The organism is Streptomyces sp. NPDC099050 (genome assembly GCF_044759865.1).
Classification (GTDB): Bacteria; Actinomycetota; Actinomycetes; order Streptomycetales; family Streptomycetaceae; genus Streptomyces.
The window spans coordinates 121559-135364 of record NZ_JBIWAE010000001.1; the positions used below are offsets into that span (position 1 = coordinate 121559).

The 13806-nt window shown below is 72.4% G+C and carries 13 protein-coding genes and 1 pseudogene; 6 read left to right on the plus strand and 8 right to left on the minus strand.

Annotated elements, in window-relative coordinates:
* Positions 1–40: 40 nt before the first annotated feature.
* The 3 genes from ACIQV3_RS00555 to ACIQV3_RS00565 all read left to right on the plus strand — a co-directional run bounded on the left by ACIQV3_RS00555 (position 41) and on the right by ACIQV3_RS00565 (position 4591).
* Positions 41–430 (plus strand): RNA-binding S4 domain-containing protein, encoded by a 390-nt coding sequence (locus ACIQV3_RS00555; protein ID WP_274547381.1) that lies wholly within the window; start codon positions 41–43, stop codon positions 428–430.
* A 380-nt stretch (positions 431–810) separates the two neighbouring features.
* Positions 811–3873, plus strand: a complete 3063-nt coding sequence (locus ACIQV3_RS00560; protein ID WP_403708216.1) for a carbohydrate binding domain-containing protein — start codon at positions 811–813, stop codon at positions 3871–3873.
* 91 nt (positions 3874–3964) lie between these two features.
* A complete protein-coding gene (locus ACIQV3_RS00565; RefSeq protein WP_403708219.1) occupies positions 3965–4591 on the plus strand; it encodes an alpha-ketoglutarate-dependent dioxygenase AlkB in 627 nt (208 codons plus the stop codon).
* Between the two features lie 28 nt (positions 4592–4619).
* On the opposite strand, the gene ACIQV3_RS00570 is transcribed toward ACIQV3_RS00565, so the two are convergent.
* Both ACIQV3_RS00570 and ACIQV3_RS00575 read right to left on the minus strand, forming a co-directional pair.
* Positions 4620–4916, minus strand: coding sequence for a YkvA family protein (locus ACIQV3_RS00570; RefSeq protein WP_403708222.1), 297 nt, complete (start codon positions 4914–4916; stop codon positions 4620–4622).
* Positions 4916–5383, minus strand: a complete 468-nt coding sequence (locus tag ACIQV3_RS00575; protein WP_403708225.1) for a MarR family winged helix-turn-helix transcriptional regulator — start codon at positions 5381–5383, stop codon at positions 4916–4918. The genes ACIQV3_RS00570 and ACIQV3_RS00575 overlap by 1 nt, the downstream gene beginning before the upstream one ends.
* A gap of 130 nt (positions 5384–5513) precedes the next feature.
* On the opposite strand from ACIQV3_RS00575, the gene ACIQV3_RS00580 reads away from it, so the two are divergent.
* Both ACIQV3_RS00580 and ACIQV3_RS00585 read left to right on the plus strand, forming a co-directional pair.
* The gene (locus tag ACIQV3_RS00580) at positions 5514–6086 is read left to right on the plus strand and encodes a DoxX family protein (RefSeq protein WP_403708228.1); all 573 of its coding nucleotides are present in this window, start codon (positions 5514–5516) and stop codon (positions 6084–6086) included.
* 84 nt (positions 6087–6170) lie between these two features.
* The gene (locus ACIQV3_RS00585; RefSeq protein ID WP_403708232.1) at positions 6171–7985 is read left to right on the plus strand and encodes a glycoside hydrolase family 15 protein; all 1815 of its coding nucleotides are present in this window, start codon (positions 6171–6173) and stop codon (positions 7983–7985) included.
* 69 nt (positions 7986–8054) lie between these two features.
* Here ACIQV3_RS00585 and ACIQV3_RS00590 read toward each other — a convergent pair whose 3' ends face one another.
* The 5 genes and pseudogenes from ACIQV3_RS00590 to ACIQV3_RS00610 form a co-directional block, all read right to left on the minus strand.
* On the minus strand, positions 8055–8807 hold the full coding sequence (locus ACIQV3_RS00590; protein ID WP_403709107.1) for an ABC transporter ATP-binding protein: 753 nt from the start codon (positions 8805–8807) through the stop codon (positions 8055–8057).
* Positions 8808–8904: 97 nt separating this feature from the next.
* Positions 8905–9948, minus strand: a complete 1044-nt coding sequence (locus ACIQV3_RS00595; protein WP_403708235.1) for an ABC transporter substrate-binding protein — start codon at positions 9946–9948, stop codon at positions 8905–8907.
* A 57-nt stretch (positions 9949–10005) separates the two neighbouring features.
* A complete protein-coding gene (locus ACIQV3_RS00600) occupies positions 10006–10881 on the minus strand; it encodes an ABC transporter permease (RefSeq protein WP_403708238.1) in 876 nt (291 codons plus the stop codon).
* Positions 10878–11996 (minus strand): LLM class flavin-dependent oxidoreductase, encoded by a 1119-nt coding sequence (locus ACIQV3_RS00605; RefSeq protein WP_403708241.1) that lies wholly within the window; start codon positions 11994–11996, stop codon positions 10878–10880. The genes ACIQV3_RS00600 and ACIQV3_RS00605 overlap by 4 nt, the downstream gene beginning before the upstream one ends.
* A gap of 160 nt (positions 11997–12156) precedes the next feature.
* Positions 12157–12561, minus strand: a pseudogene (locus ACIQV3_RS00610) (rhodanese-like domain-containing protein); the annotation flags it as partial.
* A 170-nt stretch (positions 12562–12731) separates the two neighbouring features.
* Between ACIQV3_RS00610 and ACIQV3_RS00615 the strand changes: the two are divergent.
* Positions 12732–12911: a zinc-binding dehydrogenase gene (locus tag ACIQV3_RS00615; RefSeq protein ID WP_403708244.1), complete on the plus strand. Its 180-nt coding sequence runs from the start codon at positions 12732–12734 to the stop codon at positions 12909–12911.
* Positions 12912–12958: 47 nt separating this feature from the next.
* Here ACIQV3_RS00615 and ACIQV3_RS00620 read toward each other — a convergent pair whose 3' ends face one another.
* Entirely contained in the window at positions 12959–13804 is an 846-nt protein-coding gene (locus tag ACIQV3_RS00620) for an STM4011 family radical SAM protein (protein ID WP_403708247.1), read from the minus strand.
* Between the last annotated feature and the right edge of the window lie 2 nt (positions 13805–13806).

The window sequence follows — 13806 nt, forward strand, 5'->3', positions numbered from 1 at the left end:
GCGGCTCGGCCGGCCCGGCCCGTCTCGCTAAAGTCGGGGCATGGCTGAAGAAGGAACCGCAGGCGCGGGGTCGGCGCGGGTCGACGTGTGGATCTGGTCGGTCCGGCTGACGAAGACGCGGGCGATCGCCGCCACGGCGTGCCGCGCGGGACACGTGCGGGTCAACGGGGAGCGCGCGAAGCCGGCCCAGGCGGTGCGGGCCGGGGACGAGGTGCGCCTGTTCCATGCCGGGCGCGAGCGCATCGTGGTGGTCCGGCGCCCGGTCTCCAAGCGGGTCGGCGCCCCGGCCGCCGCGGAATGCCTGACCGACAACAGCCCGCCGCCGCCGACCCCGGTGGAGGCGGCGGTGGTCGGCATCCGCGACCGCGGCGCGGGCCGCCCGACGAAGCGCGAACGCCGCGAGATCGAAACCCTGCGCGGCGGTCGGTAGGGGACGCCGGCGGGGAGGCGTACGGCCTGCCCGCGAGACTCCGCTCGGCCCCGGAGGGCCTGGCCGGCCCTGGAGGCCCTGGAGGCCCAGGCCCTCCAGGGCCTCCAGCCGGTTCCCGGGGTCCCGCCGGTCCCGTGGGGGCGCCCACATCGCCTATGTCGACTTATCGATAAGCCATCGACGGTCGCGTCGGCCCGGCCCTCGCCCTCGCCCGCGCCCGTCCGGAGAAAATTTCTGCAAGCCATTGCGTAAGTTCTCCCCACAAAGGGTCCACGAGGCCTACCCCGATGTGCGCGGTGGCGAGATTTCCGGTTCACAAGGGCTTCACGTGCTGGTGACAGGCCGCTAACCTCCCCGCAAAACCTTGCGGCAAGTTTTCAATGCCGCGGAGCCGCAGGGCTGTTGGGCCCCGCTTCGAGGAGCAGACCTTGAGATCACGTACGCGATCGCATCCCAGCGGGCGGTCCACTGCCCTGGCCCTGGCCGTCGCGGGAAGTCTGGCGGCCGCGCTGCCGGCCGCCGGAGCTTCTCTCGCCGAGGCGGCACCCGCTGCCGTGACGGCGGCGGGCGACGGAACGGCGACGGTCTTCTACTACACCAAGACCCGCAACTGGGCCGCCTACAAACTGCATTGGGCTCCCGACGGCGGGAGCTGGACGAGTGTGCCCGGCACCGGGATGGAGGCCGCCTGTACCGACTGGGTGAAGAAGACCGTCAGCCTCGGCTCGGCCGCCGGCCTTCAGGCGACCTTCAACAACGGCCAGGGGACCTGGGACAACAACGGGGGCAAGAACTATGCCCTGGGTACCGGGGTCATCACCGTCAAGGACGGGGTCGTGGCGCACAGCGACCCCTGCGCCGCGGACCCGGGCGGCGGTACGGGAACCGGTGCGAGCGCCACCGTCTACTACGCGACGACGACGGTCGGCTGGCCGACCGTCAATCTGCACTGGGCCCCGACCGGCGGCTCCTGGACCACCGCCCCCGGCGCCGGAATGGACCCGGCCTGCACGGGCTGGGTGAAGAAGACGGTGTCGCTCGGCTCGGCCGCCGGCCTCGCCGCCACCTTCAACAACGGCAACGGCACCTGGGACAACAACAACGGCAGGAACTACGCCCTCGGCGCGGGCCTGTCCACGGTGAAGAACACCACGGTCACCGCGAACGCAGCCGACCCGTGCGCCGCCACCGTCCCCGACACCACCGCGCCCACCGCGCCCGCCGGCCTCCGGGCGGCCGCCACCGACGTGTCCACCGTCGTGACCTGGGACGCGGCCACGGACGACCGGGGAGTGACCGGCTACCAGGTCACCCGCTCGGGCGGCACCAAGGGCACCGTGGTCACTTCGGTCACCTCCACGGTGCTCACCGAATCCAACCTGGAGGAGCGCACCGCCTACACCTACACGGTCAAGGCGGTGGACGCGGCCGGGAACGTCTCCGCCCCGTCCGCCGCGGCCGTCGCCACCACCGGAACCAGGCCCCCGGCCCCCGCCGGATCCGCGCCGCTGGGCGGAGACCCGCGCAAGGACCCGATCTACTTCGTGCTCACCGCCCGCTTCAACGACGGTGACGGCGCCAACAACCGGGGCGGCAGCCAGCACGTGAAGTCCGGGAACGCCGCCGGCAACGACCCCATGTTCCGGGGGGACTTCAAGGGTCTGGTCGAGAAGCTCGACTACGTCAAGGCCCTCGGCTTCTCCGCGATCTGGATCACCCCGGTCGTCCTGAACCGCTCCGACTACGACTACCACGGCTATCACGGCTACGACTTCTACAAGGTCGACCCCCGGCTGGAATCGGCGGGAGCGTCGTATCAGGACCTCATCAACGCCGCCCACGCCAAGGGCGTCAAGATCTACCAGGACGTGGTCTACAACCACAGTTCCCGCGTGGGGGCCAAGGGCCTGTTCACGCCCACCGTCTACGGCGTGCGCGACGCGCAGTGGTCCTGGTACTACGACGAGAAGCAGGCCGGCTTTGAGTACGACGGCCTCACCGTGGACCCCAAGAGCGGGAAGTCGTACTACAACGGTGACTTGTGGTCGACCGCCGAGCCGGCCGGGAACACCTGCGTCAACTGGGGCGTGGCCACGCAGCACAAGAGCGCCGAGGGCTACACCATCTACAACTGCCAGTGGCCCAATCCCACCTCGGGCATGTTCCCCAAGGCCCTGTTCCACCAGTGTTGGATCGGCAACTGGGAGGGCGAGGACGCCCGTTCCTGCTGGATCCACGAGGACCTCGCCGACTTCAACACCGAGAACGCGGCCGTCCAGAACTACCTCATAGGCGCCTACAACAAGTACATCGACATGGGTGTGGACGGCTTCCGCGTGGACACGGCGGTGCACATTCCCCGGGTCACCTGGAACCGCCGCTTCCTGCCCGCCATCCAGCAGCGCGTGGCCCAGCAGTTCGGCGCCCAGAAGGCCCAGGACTTCTACGTGTTCGGCGAGGTCGGCTCCTTCGTGAACGACAAGTGGAACCGCGGCTCGGCCAACCAGTCGGCCCAGTACTACACCTGGAAGGAGTCGGCGACGTACAGCGCGGACGACGCCACCGCCGCCGTCCAGCAGTACGCGACCGACAACGATCCGGCGAAGCAGCCGACCAGTACCAACGCCTTCCTCAACGGGAACCAGTACCACGCCCCCGACCGCAGCAAGTTCTCCGGCATGAACGTCATCGACATGCGCATGCACATGAACTTCGGCGACGCGAACAACGCCTTCCAGAACGGCAAGGACTCCGACGACAGCTACAACGACGCCACCTACAACGTCGTCTACGTCGACAGCCACGACTACGGCCCCGGAAAGTCCTCCACCCGCTATGCCGGGGGCACCGACGCCTGGGCCGAGAACATGGCCCTGATGTGGACCTTCCGCGGCATCCCGACCCTGTACTACGGCTCCGAGACCGAGTTCCAGGCCGGCAAGCAGATCGACTGCGGCCCGACCTGCCCGCTCGCCGGTACCGGTCGTGCGTACTACGGGGACAGGATCGCGGGGACGGTCACCGCCTCCGGCTTCTCGAAGGTCGCCAACGCCACCGGGCCGGTCGCCACCACCCTCGAATCCCCCCTGGTCAAACACCTCCAGCGGCTGAACGAGATCCGCCGCGCCGTGCCCGCGCTCCAGATGGGCCAGTACTCCACCGAGGGCGTCTCGGGGGGCATGGCCTTCAAGCGCCGCTACACCGACACCGCCACCGGAGTGGACAGCTTCGCCCTGGTGGCCGTCACCGGGGCCGCCACGTACACGGGCGTGCCCAACGGCACGTACAAGGACGCCGTCACCGGCGACGTGAAGACCGTCTCCAACGGCACCCTGTCCGTCCCGGCCCCCGGAAAGGGCAACATGCGGGTCTACGTGCTCGACCTGGGCGGCAGCAACGCCGCCCCCGGCAAGGTGGGCGCCACCGGGCCCTACCTGAAGTAGCGGGGGAGCAGCCGGGGAGTGGCGGGGCGGGGCACCACGATCCCGCCCCGTCATTCGTGCAAGCGTTCGAATCTCGCGTTACCCTGGACCCATGCACGCACTCCAGGGCTCGCTCTTCGATCAGGGTGACGAGATCCGGCTCGGCCCGCCGGGGGGCGTCCGGCGCACCGAGCTGGGTGCCGGGGCCTGGGTCGATCACCTTCCGGGCTGGCTGACCGGCGCCGACGCGCTGTTCGAGCGGCTCGCGGCGGACGTCCCGTGGCACGCCGAGCGGAGGCGGATGTACGAGCGGGAGGTGGCGGTCCCGCGGCTGCTCGCCCACTACGGCGAGGCCGACCCGCTGCCGCACCCCGCCCTCACCGAGGCCCGGGACGTTCTGAGTCGTCACTACGCCCCCGAGCTGGGCGAACCCTTCGCCACGGCGGGCCTGTGCCTCTACCGCGACGGCCGCGACAGCGTCGCCTGGCACGGCGACCGGACCGGCCGCTCCGCCACCGAGGACACGATGGTCGCCATCCTCTCGGTGGGCGACCCCCGTGACCTGGCCCTGCGCCCCCGCGACGGCGGCCCCACCCTGCTCCGCCTCCCCCTGGGTCACGGCGACCTGGTGGTGATGGGCGGCTCCTGCCAGCGCACGATGGAGCACGCCGTCCCCAAGACGGCCCGTCCGGTCGGCCCCCGCATCAGCGTCCAGTTCCGCCCGCGCGGGGTCAGCTGACCCGGTGGCCCCGGAAGTCGCCGATGTCCTACGCCGCGTCGAGTTCCTTGGGCGGGCGGGCCGCCGAGGCCGCCGCGTGGAGGGAGCGCAGGGCGAGGAGCAGGATGCCGATGTCGTCCAGGTAGACCGGGTCGGGAATCAGGTCCACCGGGGAGATCGTGTACGCCACGGCGGCCCAGAACAGGGCCTTGTCGCGCAGGGGGATGCCCGCGTCGCGCAGGAGCTTGCGGGCCGCGAAGACCCGTACGAGGAGCACGGCCGCGGTGACCGCCAGGCCGGCCGCCACCACCGCCGCCACGACGAGCCAGACAGTCGTCGTGTCCATCAGGCGGCGCCCTGGGGTCGCAGTCGGCGGCTGACTTCGCCGAGCCCGTCCGCGAGCGCGTCGAGCTGTTCGGGGGTGAGGACGTCCACCAGGACCTCGCGCACCGTGGTCACGTGGCCCGGCGCGGCCTCCGTCAGCCGGGCACGGCCCGCCTCGGTGAGGACGGCGTAGATCCCGCGGACGTCGGACGGGCAGGTGCGGCGACGGACCAGTCCCGCCTTCTCCATCTGTGTGACCTGGTAGGTCAGGCCGCTCTTGGAGTTGACGAGCCCGTTGGCGAGCTCCGTCATGCGCAGTTCGCCCTCCGGCGCCCTGGCGAGTCGTACGAGGATCTCGTACTGCGGGTGGGAGAGTCCGGAGTCGTCCTTGAGCTGCTGATCGAGGCGGCGGCCGACCAAGGCGGTAGCGGCCAGGAACCCGTGCCAGGCACGCATCTCGCGGTCGTCCAGCCATTTCGTTTCAGCCATGGATCCAGGCTACACGTGCCGTTCCAATTTGAATCGACGGTGGATGCGCGGCTAGGGTCTGGGGAAGTCGTTCGAATTTGAACAATGAGTGGAACGATCCCCCTCGCGCCGCCCGACCGGAAGGACCCCCATGACCAGCCCCTCCGTCACCACGCCGAAGCCGCGAACCGGCGAACCGGCCGCGCCCCTCGCGCACCGCTCCGCCGCCGCGCCGTCCACCCCCGCCCACGACGTCGGCCTGCTCCTCCTGCGCGTGGTCCTCGGACTGACCATGGCCGGCCACGGCGTCCAGAAGCTCTTCGGCTGGTTCGGCGGCGGCGGCATCAGCGGTACCGGCCAGTTCTTCACCGCCAGCGGCTACCCGGCGGGCGACGCCATGGCCGTCCTCGCCGGCCTGACCGAAACCCTCGGCGGGCTCGGCCTCGTCCTCGGGCTGCTCACGCCGCTGGCGGGCGCCGCCCTGGTCGGCACCATGATCAACGCGATCGCCGTGCACGGCGTCGGCTCCTTCTTCGCCCCGCGGGGCATCGAGTACGAGCTCCTGCTCACCGTCGGCGCCGCCGCCCTCGCGCTCACCGGCCCCGGCCGGTACGCCGTCGACCGCTTCCTGCCCGTCCTGCGCGGCCACCGCCTCGCCCACGGCGCCCTCGCGGTCGGCCTCGGCGTCGTCACCGCGGGCGTGCTGCTCCTCGTGCGGAACTGAGCGGAGGCGGCCGTCCCGGGGCGGCTCCGCGCGGGGACCCGTACGGGCTGATTGAGTGCGGGCCTTCGAGGGAAAGTGCCCTAAATGACACAACCCATCGAAGACTACGCACTCATCGGCGACCTGATGACCAGTGGACTGGTCGGTCGCGACGGGTCCATCGACTGGCTGTGCCTGCCGCGCTTCGACTCGGCCGCCTGTTTCGCCGCCCTCCTCGGAGAGGAGGAGAACGGCCACTGGCGCATCGCCCCGTCGGCCGCCCCCGCTTCCGCGCGCTGCGCCCGCCGCGCCTACGTCGACGGCACCCTCGTCCTGGAATCCTTCTGGGAGACCGAGGACGGCGCCTCGTTCAAGGTCATCGACTTCATGCCGCAGCGCGACAGCGCGCCCGACCTGATGCGGATCGTCGAAGGCCTCACCGGTGAATCGGCCGTGAGCAGCACCCTGCGCCTGCGCTTCGACTACGGCCACGTCGTGCCCTGGGTCCGGCGCGGCGGCAACCGCGAGGGCGACCGGGTCGCCGTCGCAGGGCCCGACGCGGTGTGGCTGCGCAGCGAACCCTCCGTGCACACGTGGGGCGAGGGCATGAGCACCCGCTCCGATTTCACCGTCGCCGCCGGCGAGCGCGTCGCCTTCGTGCTCACCTGGCACCCCTCGCACGAACCGCGCCCCGAGCCGCTGGACCCGTACGCCGCGCTGGAGCAGAGCCTCGCCGACTGGCGGGAATGGACCGGCCGTTGCACGTACGAGGGCCCCTACCGCGACGCGGTGGTGCGTTCCCTGATCACCCTCAAGGCCCTCACCTACGCCCCGACCGGCGGGATCGCCGCCGCCGCGACGACCTCCCTGCCGGAGGAGCTCGGCGGCGTCCGCAACTGGGACTACCGCTACTGCTGGCTCCGCGACTCCACCCTCACCCTCGGCTCCCTGCTGGCCACCGGCTACCTCGACGAGGCCCGCGCCTGGCGGGAGTGGCTGCTGCGGGCCGTCGCGGGCGACCCGGCCGACCTGCAGATCATGTACGGGATCGGCGGCGAGCGGCGCATCCCGGAGAGCGAGCTGCCCTGGCTGAAGGGGTACGCGGGCTCCGCGCCCGTCCGGGTCGGCAACGCGGCCGTCGACCAGCTCCAGCTCGACGTGTACGGAGAGGTCCTCGACTCCCTGTACGTGGCCCGTTCCGCCGGACTCCCCGCGGAGTGGCACTCCTGGAAGCTCCAGCTCGCGCTCCTCGACTTCCTGGAGCAGAACTGGCACCGCCCCGACGAGGGCCTGTGGGAAGTGCGCGGCCCGCGCCGCCACTTCACCCACTCGAAGGTGATGGCGTGGGTCGCCGCGGACCGTGCCGTGCGCACCCTGGAACTCAACCCCAAACTCCCCGGCGACGTACAGCGCTGGCGCACCATGCGGGACGCGGTGCACCGCGACGTGTGCGAGAACGCCTACGACCCGCAGCGGCGCACCTTCACCCAGTACTACGGCTCCCGCGAGCTGGACGCCGCCACCCTCCTCATCCCCCGCGTCGGCTTCCTGCCGCCCGACGACCCCCGGGTCGTCGGCACGGTCGACGCGGTCCGCGAGGAGCTGGGCCGCAGTGGCCTGGTCCGCCGCTACAGCACCGAGGGGCTCTCCGTGGACGGCCTGCCCGGCGACGAAGGGGCCTTCCTCGCCTGCTCGTTCTGGCTGACCGACGCCCTGTACCTGACCGGGCGGGAGAAGGAGGCGCGGGAGCTCTTCGAGCGGCTGCTGTCCGTACGCAACGACCTCGGACTCCTCGCCGAGGAGTATGACCCCGTCTCCGGACGCCAACTCGGCAACTTCCCGCAGGCGTTCAGCCACGTCGGCCTGGTGAACACCGCACTCACCCTGGGCGGGAGCAGCCTGGCGGCGGGCCAGATCTGAGGAGCGCGGCCCGGTGAGGGGCGGCGGGTGAAGAGCTGCGGGCGAGGAGCTGCGGGTGAGCGGCGGCGGTCAGCCCGGGCGCAGCGCCCGGGCCAGCCGGCCGCGCAGCCGCGCGAACTCGGGGGAGGCCCGCAACCCCGCGACGTCCGTCGCCGGGTCGCGGGGGAGCGGCACCGGCAGGTCCTCCACGACCCGGCCGGGCCCCGCCGCCATCACCAGGACACGGGATCCCAGCAGTACCGCCTCCTCCACCGAATGCGTCACGAAGAGCACCGTCGTGCCGAGCCGCCCGGCCAGGGAGCGGACCTCCTCCTGGAGCCGTTCCCGGGTCAGCGCGTCCAGAGCCGCGAACGGCTCGTCCATCAGCAGCAGTTCGGGCTCCGCCGCCAGGGCGCGGGCCAGCGCCACCCGCTGCTGCTGGCCGCCGGACAGCTCCCAGGTGCGGCGGCCGGCCATGCCGGGCAGTCCCACCCGGTCCAGCAACTCGGCGATCCGGTCGGGCCGCCGGGACCGCGGCACCCCGTGGCGGGCCAGCGCGAAGCCGAGGTTCCCGCCGACGGTCCGCCACGGGAACAGCCTCGGCTGCTGGAACACCACCCCCGCGCCCCGCCCGGGGCGCGGAGCGGCGCCCCGGACCAGGGCGGTACCCGAGGCGGGCTGCGCGAAGCCGCCGATCACCCGCAGCAGGGTGGTCTTGCCGCAGCCGGAGGGGCCCACGAGGACGACGAACTCGCCTGCGCAGACCCGTAGATCCACCGCGTCGAGCACCGTCACGGGCTGCTTCGCCGGTCCGTAGCGGACCGACACTCCGGCGAGGTCCACGGCGAGCGCCCCGTCGGCGGTGGCTGCGGGGGTGGTATCGCTGTCGCTGTCGCTGTCGCTGTCGTCGGCGGTGTCGAGGGCGCCGTGGGTGGCGGGCTCAGTTCGCGGCACGGCCGAGCTCCTCCACCGCGAGGGCCCGGCCGAAGGCGGCCTCGTCCGGAACGGAGTCCACCTTCTTCTGCTCCTTCAGGAAGACGGCCGCGTCGCGCAGGGTCGCCGCCAGCTTTCCGGGGGCGCCGGGCGTGCCGAGGTAGTCGGGGCCGGTCTGCTCCTTCGCGCTCAGCAGCACCAGCTCCGAGAGCTGGCGCTTGGCCTCCTCCGGGGCCAGCCCCAGCTCCGCCCCGATGGACTTCGCGGCCTGGTCGGGGGCCGTACGGGCCTGCCCGACGGCCTGGTCCTGCGCCTTGATCCAGGCCGTGACCACCTCGGGGTGCTTGGCCGCGAACGCGTTCGTCACCACGCCCAGGTCGGCGGTGGGCTTGCCCTGTTCGGCGAGCTGCCGGCTCGTGATGAGCACCTTCCCGTCCTTGGTCAGCTCGCTCAGCGTCGGCGTCCACACGTACGCCGCGTCGATGTCCCCGCGCTTCCACGCGGCGAGGGCGTCCTGCGGCTGGAGGTCGATGGTCTGTACGGCCGCCGCGTCCACCCCGGCGGCCTTCAGCGCGGCGAGCAGCGAGTAGTGGGCGGTGGATCCGAAGGGTGTGGCCACCTTCTTCCCGGCCAGGTCCTTGACCGACCCGATCGCCGGCTTGGCGACCAGCGCCTCGTTGTCGCCGATCAGGTCGTGGATCCACACCACCTTGTACGGGATGTTCAGCGGGGCCGACAGCCCCTTGGTGACGGGGCTCGACCCGGCCAGGCCCAGGTCCACCGATCCGGTGATCACGGCCGTGTTGACGTCACCGCCGGACTCGAACTTCACCCACTTCACATCGGCTTCGGGCAGGGCCTTCTCCAGCAGCTTCTGGTTCTTCACGATCAGGTCGGCATTGGGTATCGCCTGGTAGGCGATCCGTACGCTGATCCGCCCCGGCCCGGCCCCCGAGTCGTCCCCGTCCGCCCCGCACGCGACGGTGGTGGAAGCGGTCAGGGCGACGGCGGCGGCCAGCAGCAGGGCGCGGCGGGATGCGTTTCTGGGCATGGGGGAACTCCATGAGTGAGAAAGGGCGTTGGGGAAGAAGGGGGGAGGGGGCGGGCGTCAGCTTCGGCCGCGCCAGGGGACGGCGAACCGCTCGATCCCCCGGAGCAGGGCGTCGAGCACGATCCCGGACAGTCCGATGGCGAGAATGCCGGCGATCACCAGGGCCGTCTGGTTGTAGCGCTGGGCATCGCGGATCATGCCGCCGATGCCGGGCACGCCGTTGATGGTCTCCGCCGCCACGACCGAGGTGTACGCGACCCCGACGGCGATCCGGATGCCAGTGAGGATCTCCGGCAGCGCGGACGGCAGCCGTACCGACAGCAGCAGGGACGCCGGTCCGGAGCCCAATGCCTTTGCCGCCTCGACGAGTTCGCCGGGGACGGTCCGTACGGCGGCTGCCGTGGCCGCGGCGATCGGCGGCAGCGCGGCGATCACCAGGAGCCAGATCTTCGGCGCCTCGTCGATGCCGAACCAGATCACGAGCAGCGAGAGGTACGCGAGCGGCGGCAGGGTGCGCAGGAAGGTCACGGCCGGCTCCAGCACCACCGCGAGCGGCCGGACGGTGCCGATCAGCAGCCCCAGGGGCACCCCCACCAGCACCGCGTACGCGGAACCGGTGCCGATGCGGCCCAGGCTCACCCCGAGGTGCTCGATCAGCAGATGGCCTCCGTAGCCGCGCACGCCGTCGTGCGTGGTGGACGCCAGCAGGAACTGCCGCCACACCTCACCGGGCGAGGGGACCAGCACCCTGGGCCACAGCTCGGCCGCCACCGCCGCCTGCCAGGCGGCGAGCAGCACGGTCAGGGCGAGGAGGCGCAGCGCGGTCCAGTGCAGTGCCTCCCGGATCCGGGCACGGGACCGCCGCGGCGCCGTGTCCGACGGGGCTTCGGGCGCGGCGGCCTGACGGGGGGCCTCGGTGGTGAGCGCGGTCACGCGGCCGCCGCCCCGGTCAGGGCGCGTCGCAGGCGCGGGGCGACCTCTTCGCCCACCCGGTAGGCCTCTTCGAGGTGCGGATAGCCGGACAGGATGAACTCGTCGATCCCGAGGGCCCGGTACTCCGCCAGCCGCGCCGCGACCTCGTCGTGCGAGCCGACCAGGGCCGTCCCCGCGCCCTCGCGGACCAGCCCGATGCCCGCCCACAGGTTCGGCGCCACCGTCAGCCGTTCCGCGTCCGCGATTCCGCCGTGCAGGGCCGCCATCCGGGCCTGCCCGGTGGAATCCATGGCGGCGAACCGCTCCTGGCTCGCCCGGACGGCCGCCGGATCCAGTCCGGCGAGGATCCGGTCGGCCTCCGCCCAGGCCTCGGCCGCGGAATCCCGGCTGATGACGTGCAGCCGCAGCCCGAAGCGGACCGTACGGCCCGCCGAACGGGCCCGCTCGCGCAGCCGATCGATGCGGGCGGCGACGGCCGACGGCGGTTCACCCCAAAGCAGTTGTACGTCGGCCCGCCGGGCGGCGACCTCCTCGGCGGCGGGTGAGGCCCCGCCGAAGTACAGCGGGACCGGGTGGCGCAGCTCCGGATCGGTGAGGCGGGCTCCCTCGATGTGCAGATGGGTGCCCTGGTGGTCCACGGGCTTCCCGTCCAGCAGATCCCGCAGTACCGCCATCACCTCGTCGGTGCGGGCGTAGCGCTCGTCGTGCGCCAGGCCGTCCCCGTAGGCGCGCTGTTCGGCGGGGTCGCCGCCGGTCACCACGTTCAGTCCGAGCCGCCCACCGGCGAACCGGCGGAAGGCGTCGGCCTGTTGGGCGATCAGCGTCGGGCTCGCGAACCCGGCGCGGAAGGCCACGAGGAAGCCGATCCGGGTGGTGTGCTGCGCGAGCGCTGCCGTCAGGATCCACGGATCGACGCAGCCGAGCCCCACCGGCGTCAACAGGGAGTGGAAACCCGCCTGTTCGGCGGCGCGAGCGACCTGGGCGAGGTACGGAACGTCCGCGGGCCGGCGGGTGGCCGTGCGGCTGCGCCCCTGGACGGCGGTGACCCCGCCGGGGTCGCGGCCGTCCCCGCCCGTGGGCAGGAACCAGTGCAGCAGGAGCGGATTCTCGGGCATGGCGAAACCTCGTCGGAGCAGCGTGACGCGACGCACCGCCGCGGTGAGGATCGGGCTGCGGGGCGGCGGTGGCACGGGTGCGGGGAAGTGCGGGCAGGAATGCGGGAGTCCGCGCGGCCTCGCGCAGCTCGGTCAGGGAGCGGCCGATCCGGTCGAGCGGGATGTTCAGCGCGCCGGGCAGGTGGCCGGAGGCGTACTCGCCGGGGGTGCGGACATCGACGATCCGGAACTCGGTGTGACGGGCGTGGGCCTGGGCGACATCGAGGAGGGCGAGGCTGCTGCTCATGGCGGACGGGCTCCTTCGGGGAGGGCAAAGGGGATGCACGGCAGCGCGGGCAGCGCGGGCAGTGCGGGCAGCGCGGGCAGCGCGGGGATGCGGTGGGGCCGGGGGACCTCGGGGCGCGAAGCGGGGGCGACGGGGACGTCGTCGGCGGCGCGGGGCGGGCGGTCCGGAGCAGGCAGGCGTCAGCGGGGACAACAGGAGCGCGACAGGAGGCGCTGGGTGACGGCCATGGCGCGGAGCATAGACGAAGGGGCGGAGCGGGCGAGACACCCGTTCCACCATGCGGGACGGCGGTACGGGAATCAGCGCCGGGGCCGCTCCCCGACCGGGCCTCCTCCCGGTGCCGCAGCAGCTCGGCGCCGGCCGCGTCGGCGGGCAGGAAGGCCCCAGGCGCAGCTCGGCCAGGGTCACGTCCACGGCCGTCGAGCTGAGGTCCGGTCGCCCTCTTCGCGGTGCAGTTCGCGAAACTGCTGGGCTGCCGGGTCGTCTCGACCACGTTGAGCGAGGAGAAGGCCGACCGGCTGAAGGCACTGGGGTCCGACGCGGTCGTGAACTACGTGCGCACGCCCGAGTGGGGCCCCGCCGTCAGGGAGTCGACCGGCGGATGCGCCGACCTGGTGGTGGAGACGTGACCGCGGGTGAATCTTCCGCGGCTTTGCCCACCCGCCGCCCTCTCCTGTCACGGCAGGGCGGGGATCCGCTCCAGGACGCCGCCCGCGAAGACGTCGTAGAGCGGGAGCGTCTCCAGGTGGACATAGCCGATGTGGCAGTCGCAGACCGCCAGGGGGCAGGCGCGCGGCCGCAGCGCGGCCCGGTAGGAGCCGTCGTAGAGGTTGCCCAGCTCCGCCTTGACGAAGTGGCAGCGCCGGACCGTGCCGGAGCCGTCCACCGAGATCACCGAGGCGCCCGTGCGGCACGGCAGGCCCGCCGAGCGGTGCGGGTGACGGCTGAACGGGAAGAGCGGGTCCAGGGCGGTCCAGTCGGCCGCCTCTGGATCGGTGTACGCGTGTCCCTCCGCCGCGTTGATCCACAGGTACACCTCGGGCGGCAGCGCGGCGCGCAGCCGGCGGGCCAGCGCGAGATGTTCCGGCAGGCCGACCACGCCCACGCTGAACCGGACGCCGGCGTCGGCCAGTTCCCGGCACTTGCCCAGGAAGCGGACGTACGGGGTCTGCCCCGGGTGGTACGTGCACCACAGCGCGAGCGTGTCCCGGTCGGCGTCGGCGGTCCAGCCGGTGCGGCCGCTCAGGTTGGTCTGGATCGCGACCCGGCGCACCTGCGGCAGGTGCGACAGCTCCACCAGGGCGCGCCGGTACCAGGAGCGGACCAGGCCCTCGCCCCACGGGGTGAACAGGACGGACAGCCGGTCGCCGGTGTTCCCGGCAGCCCAGCCGGTGAACCGTTCCAGGGCGGCCCGGTCGGCGGTCAGCAGTTCGCGGCTGTCCCGCCGCTTGGCGAACGGGCAGTAGGGGCAGTCGTAGTCGCAGGAGGACAGCGGCCCCCGGTAGAGCACGGTCAGGTCCATCG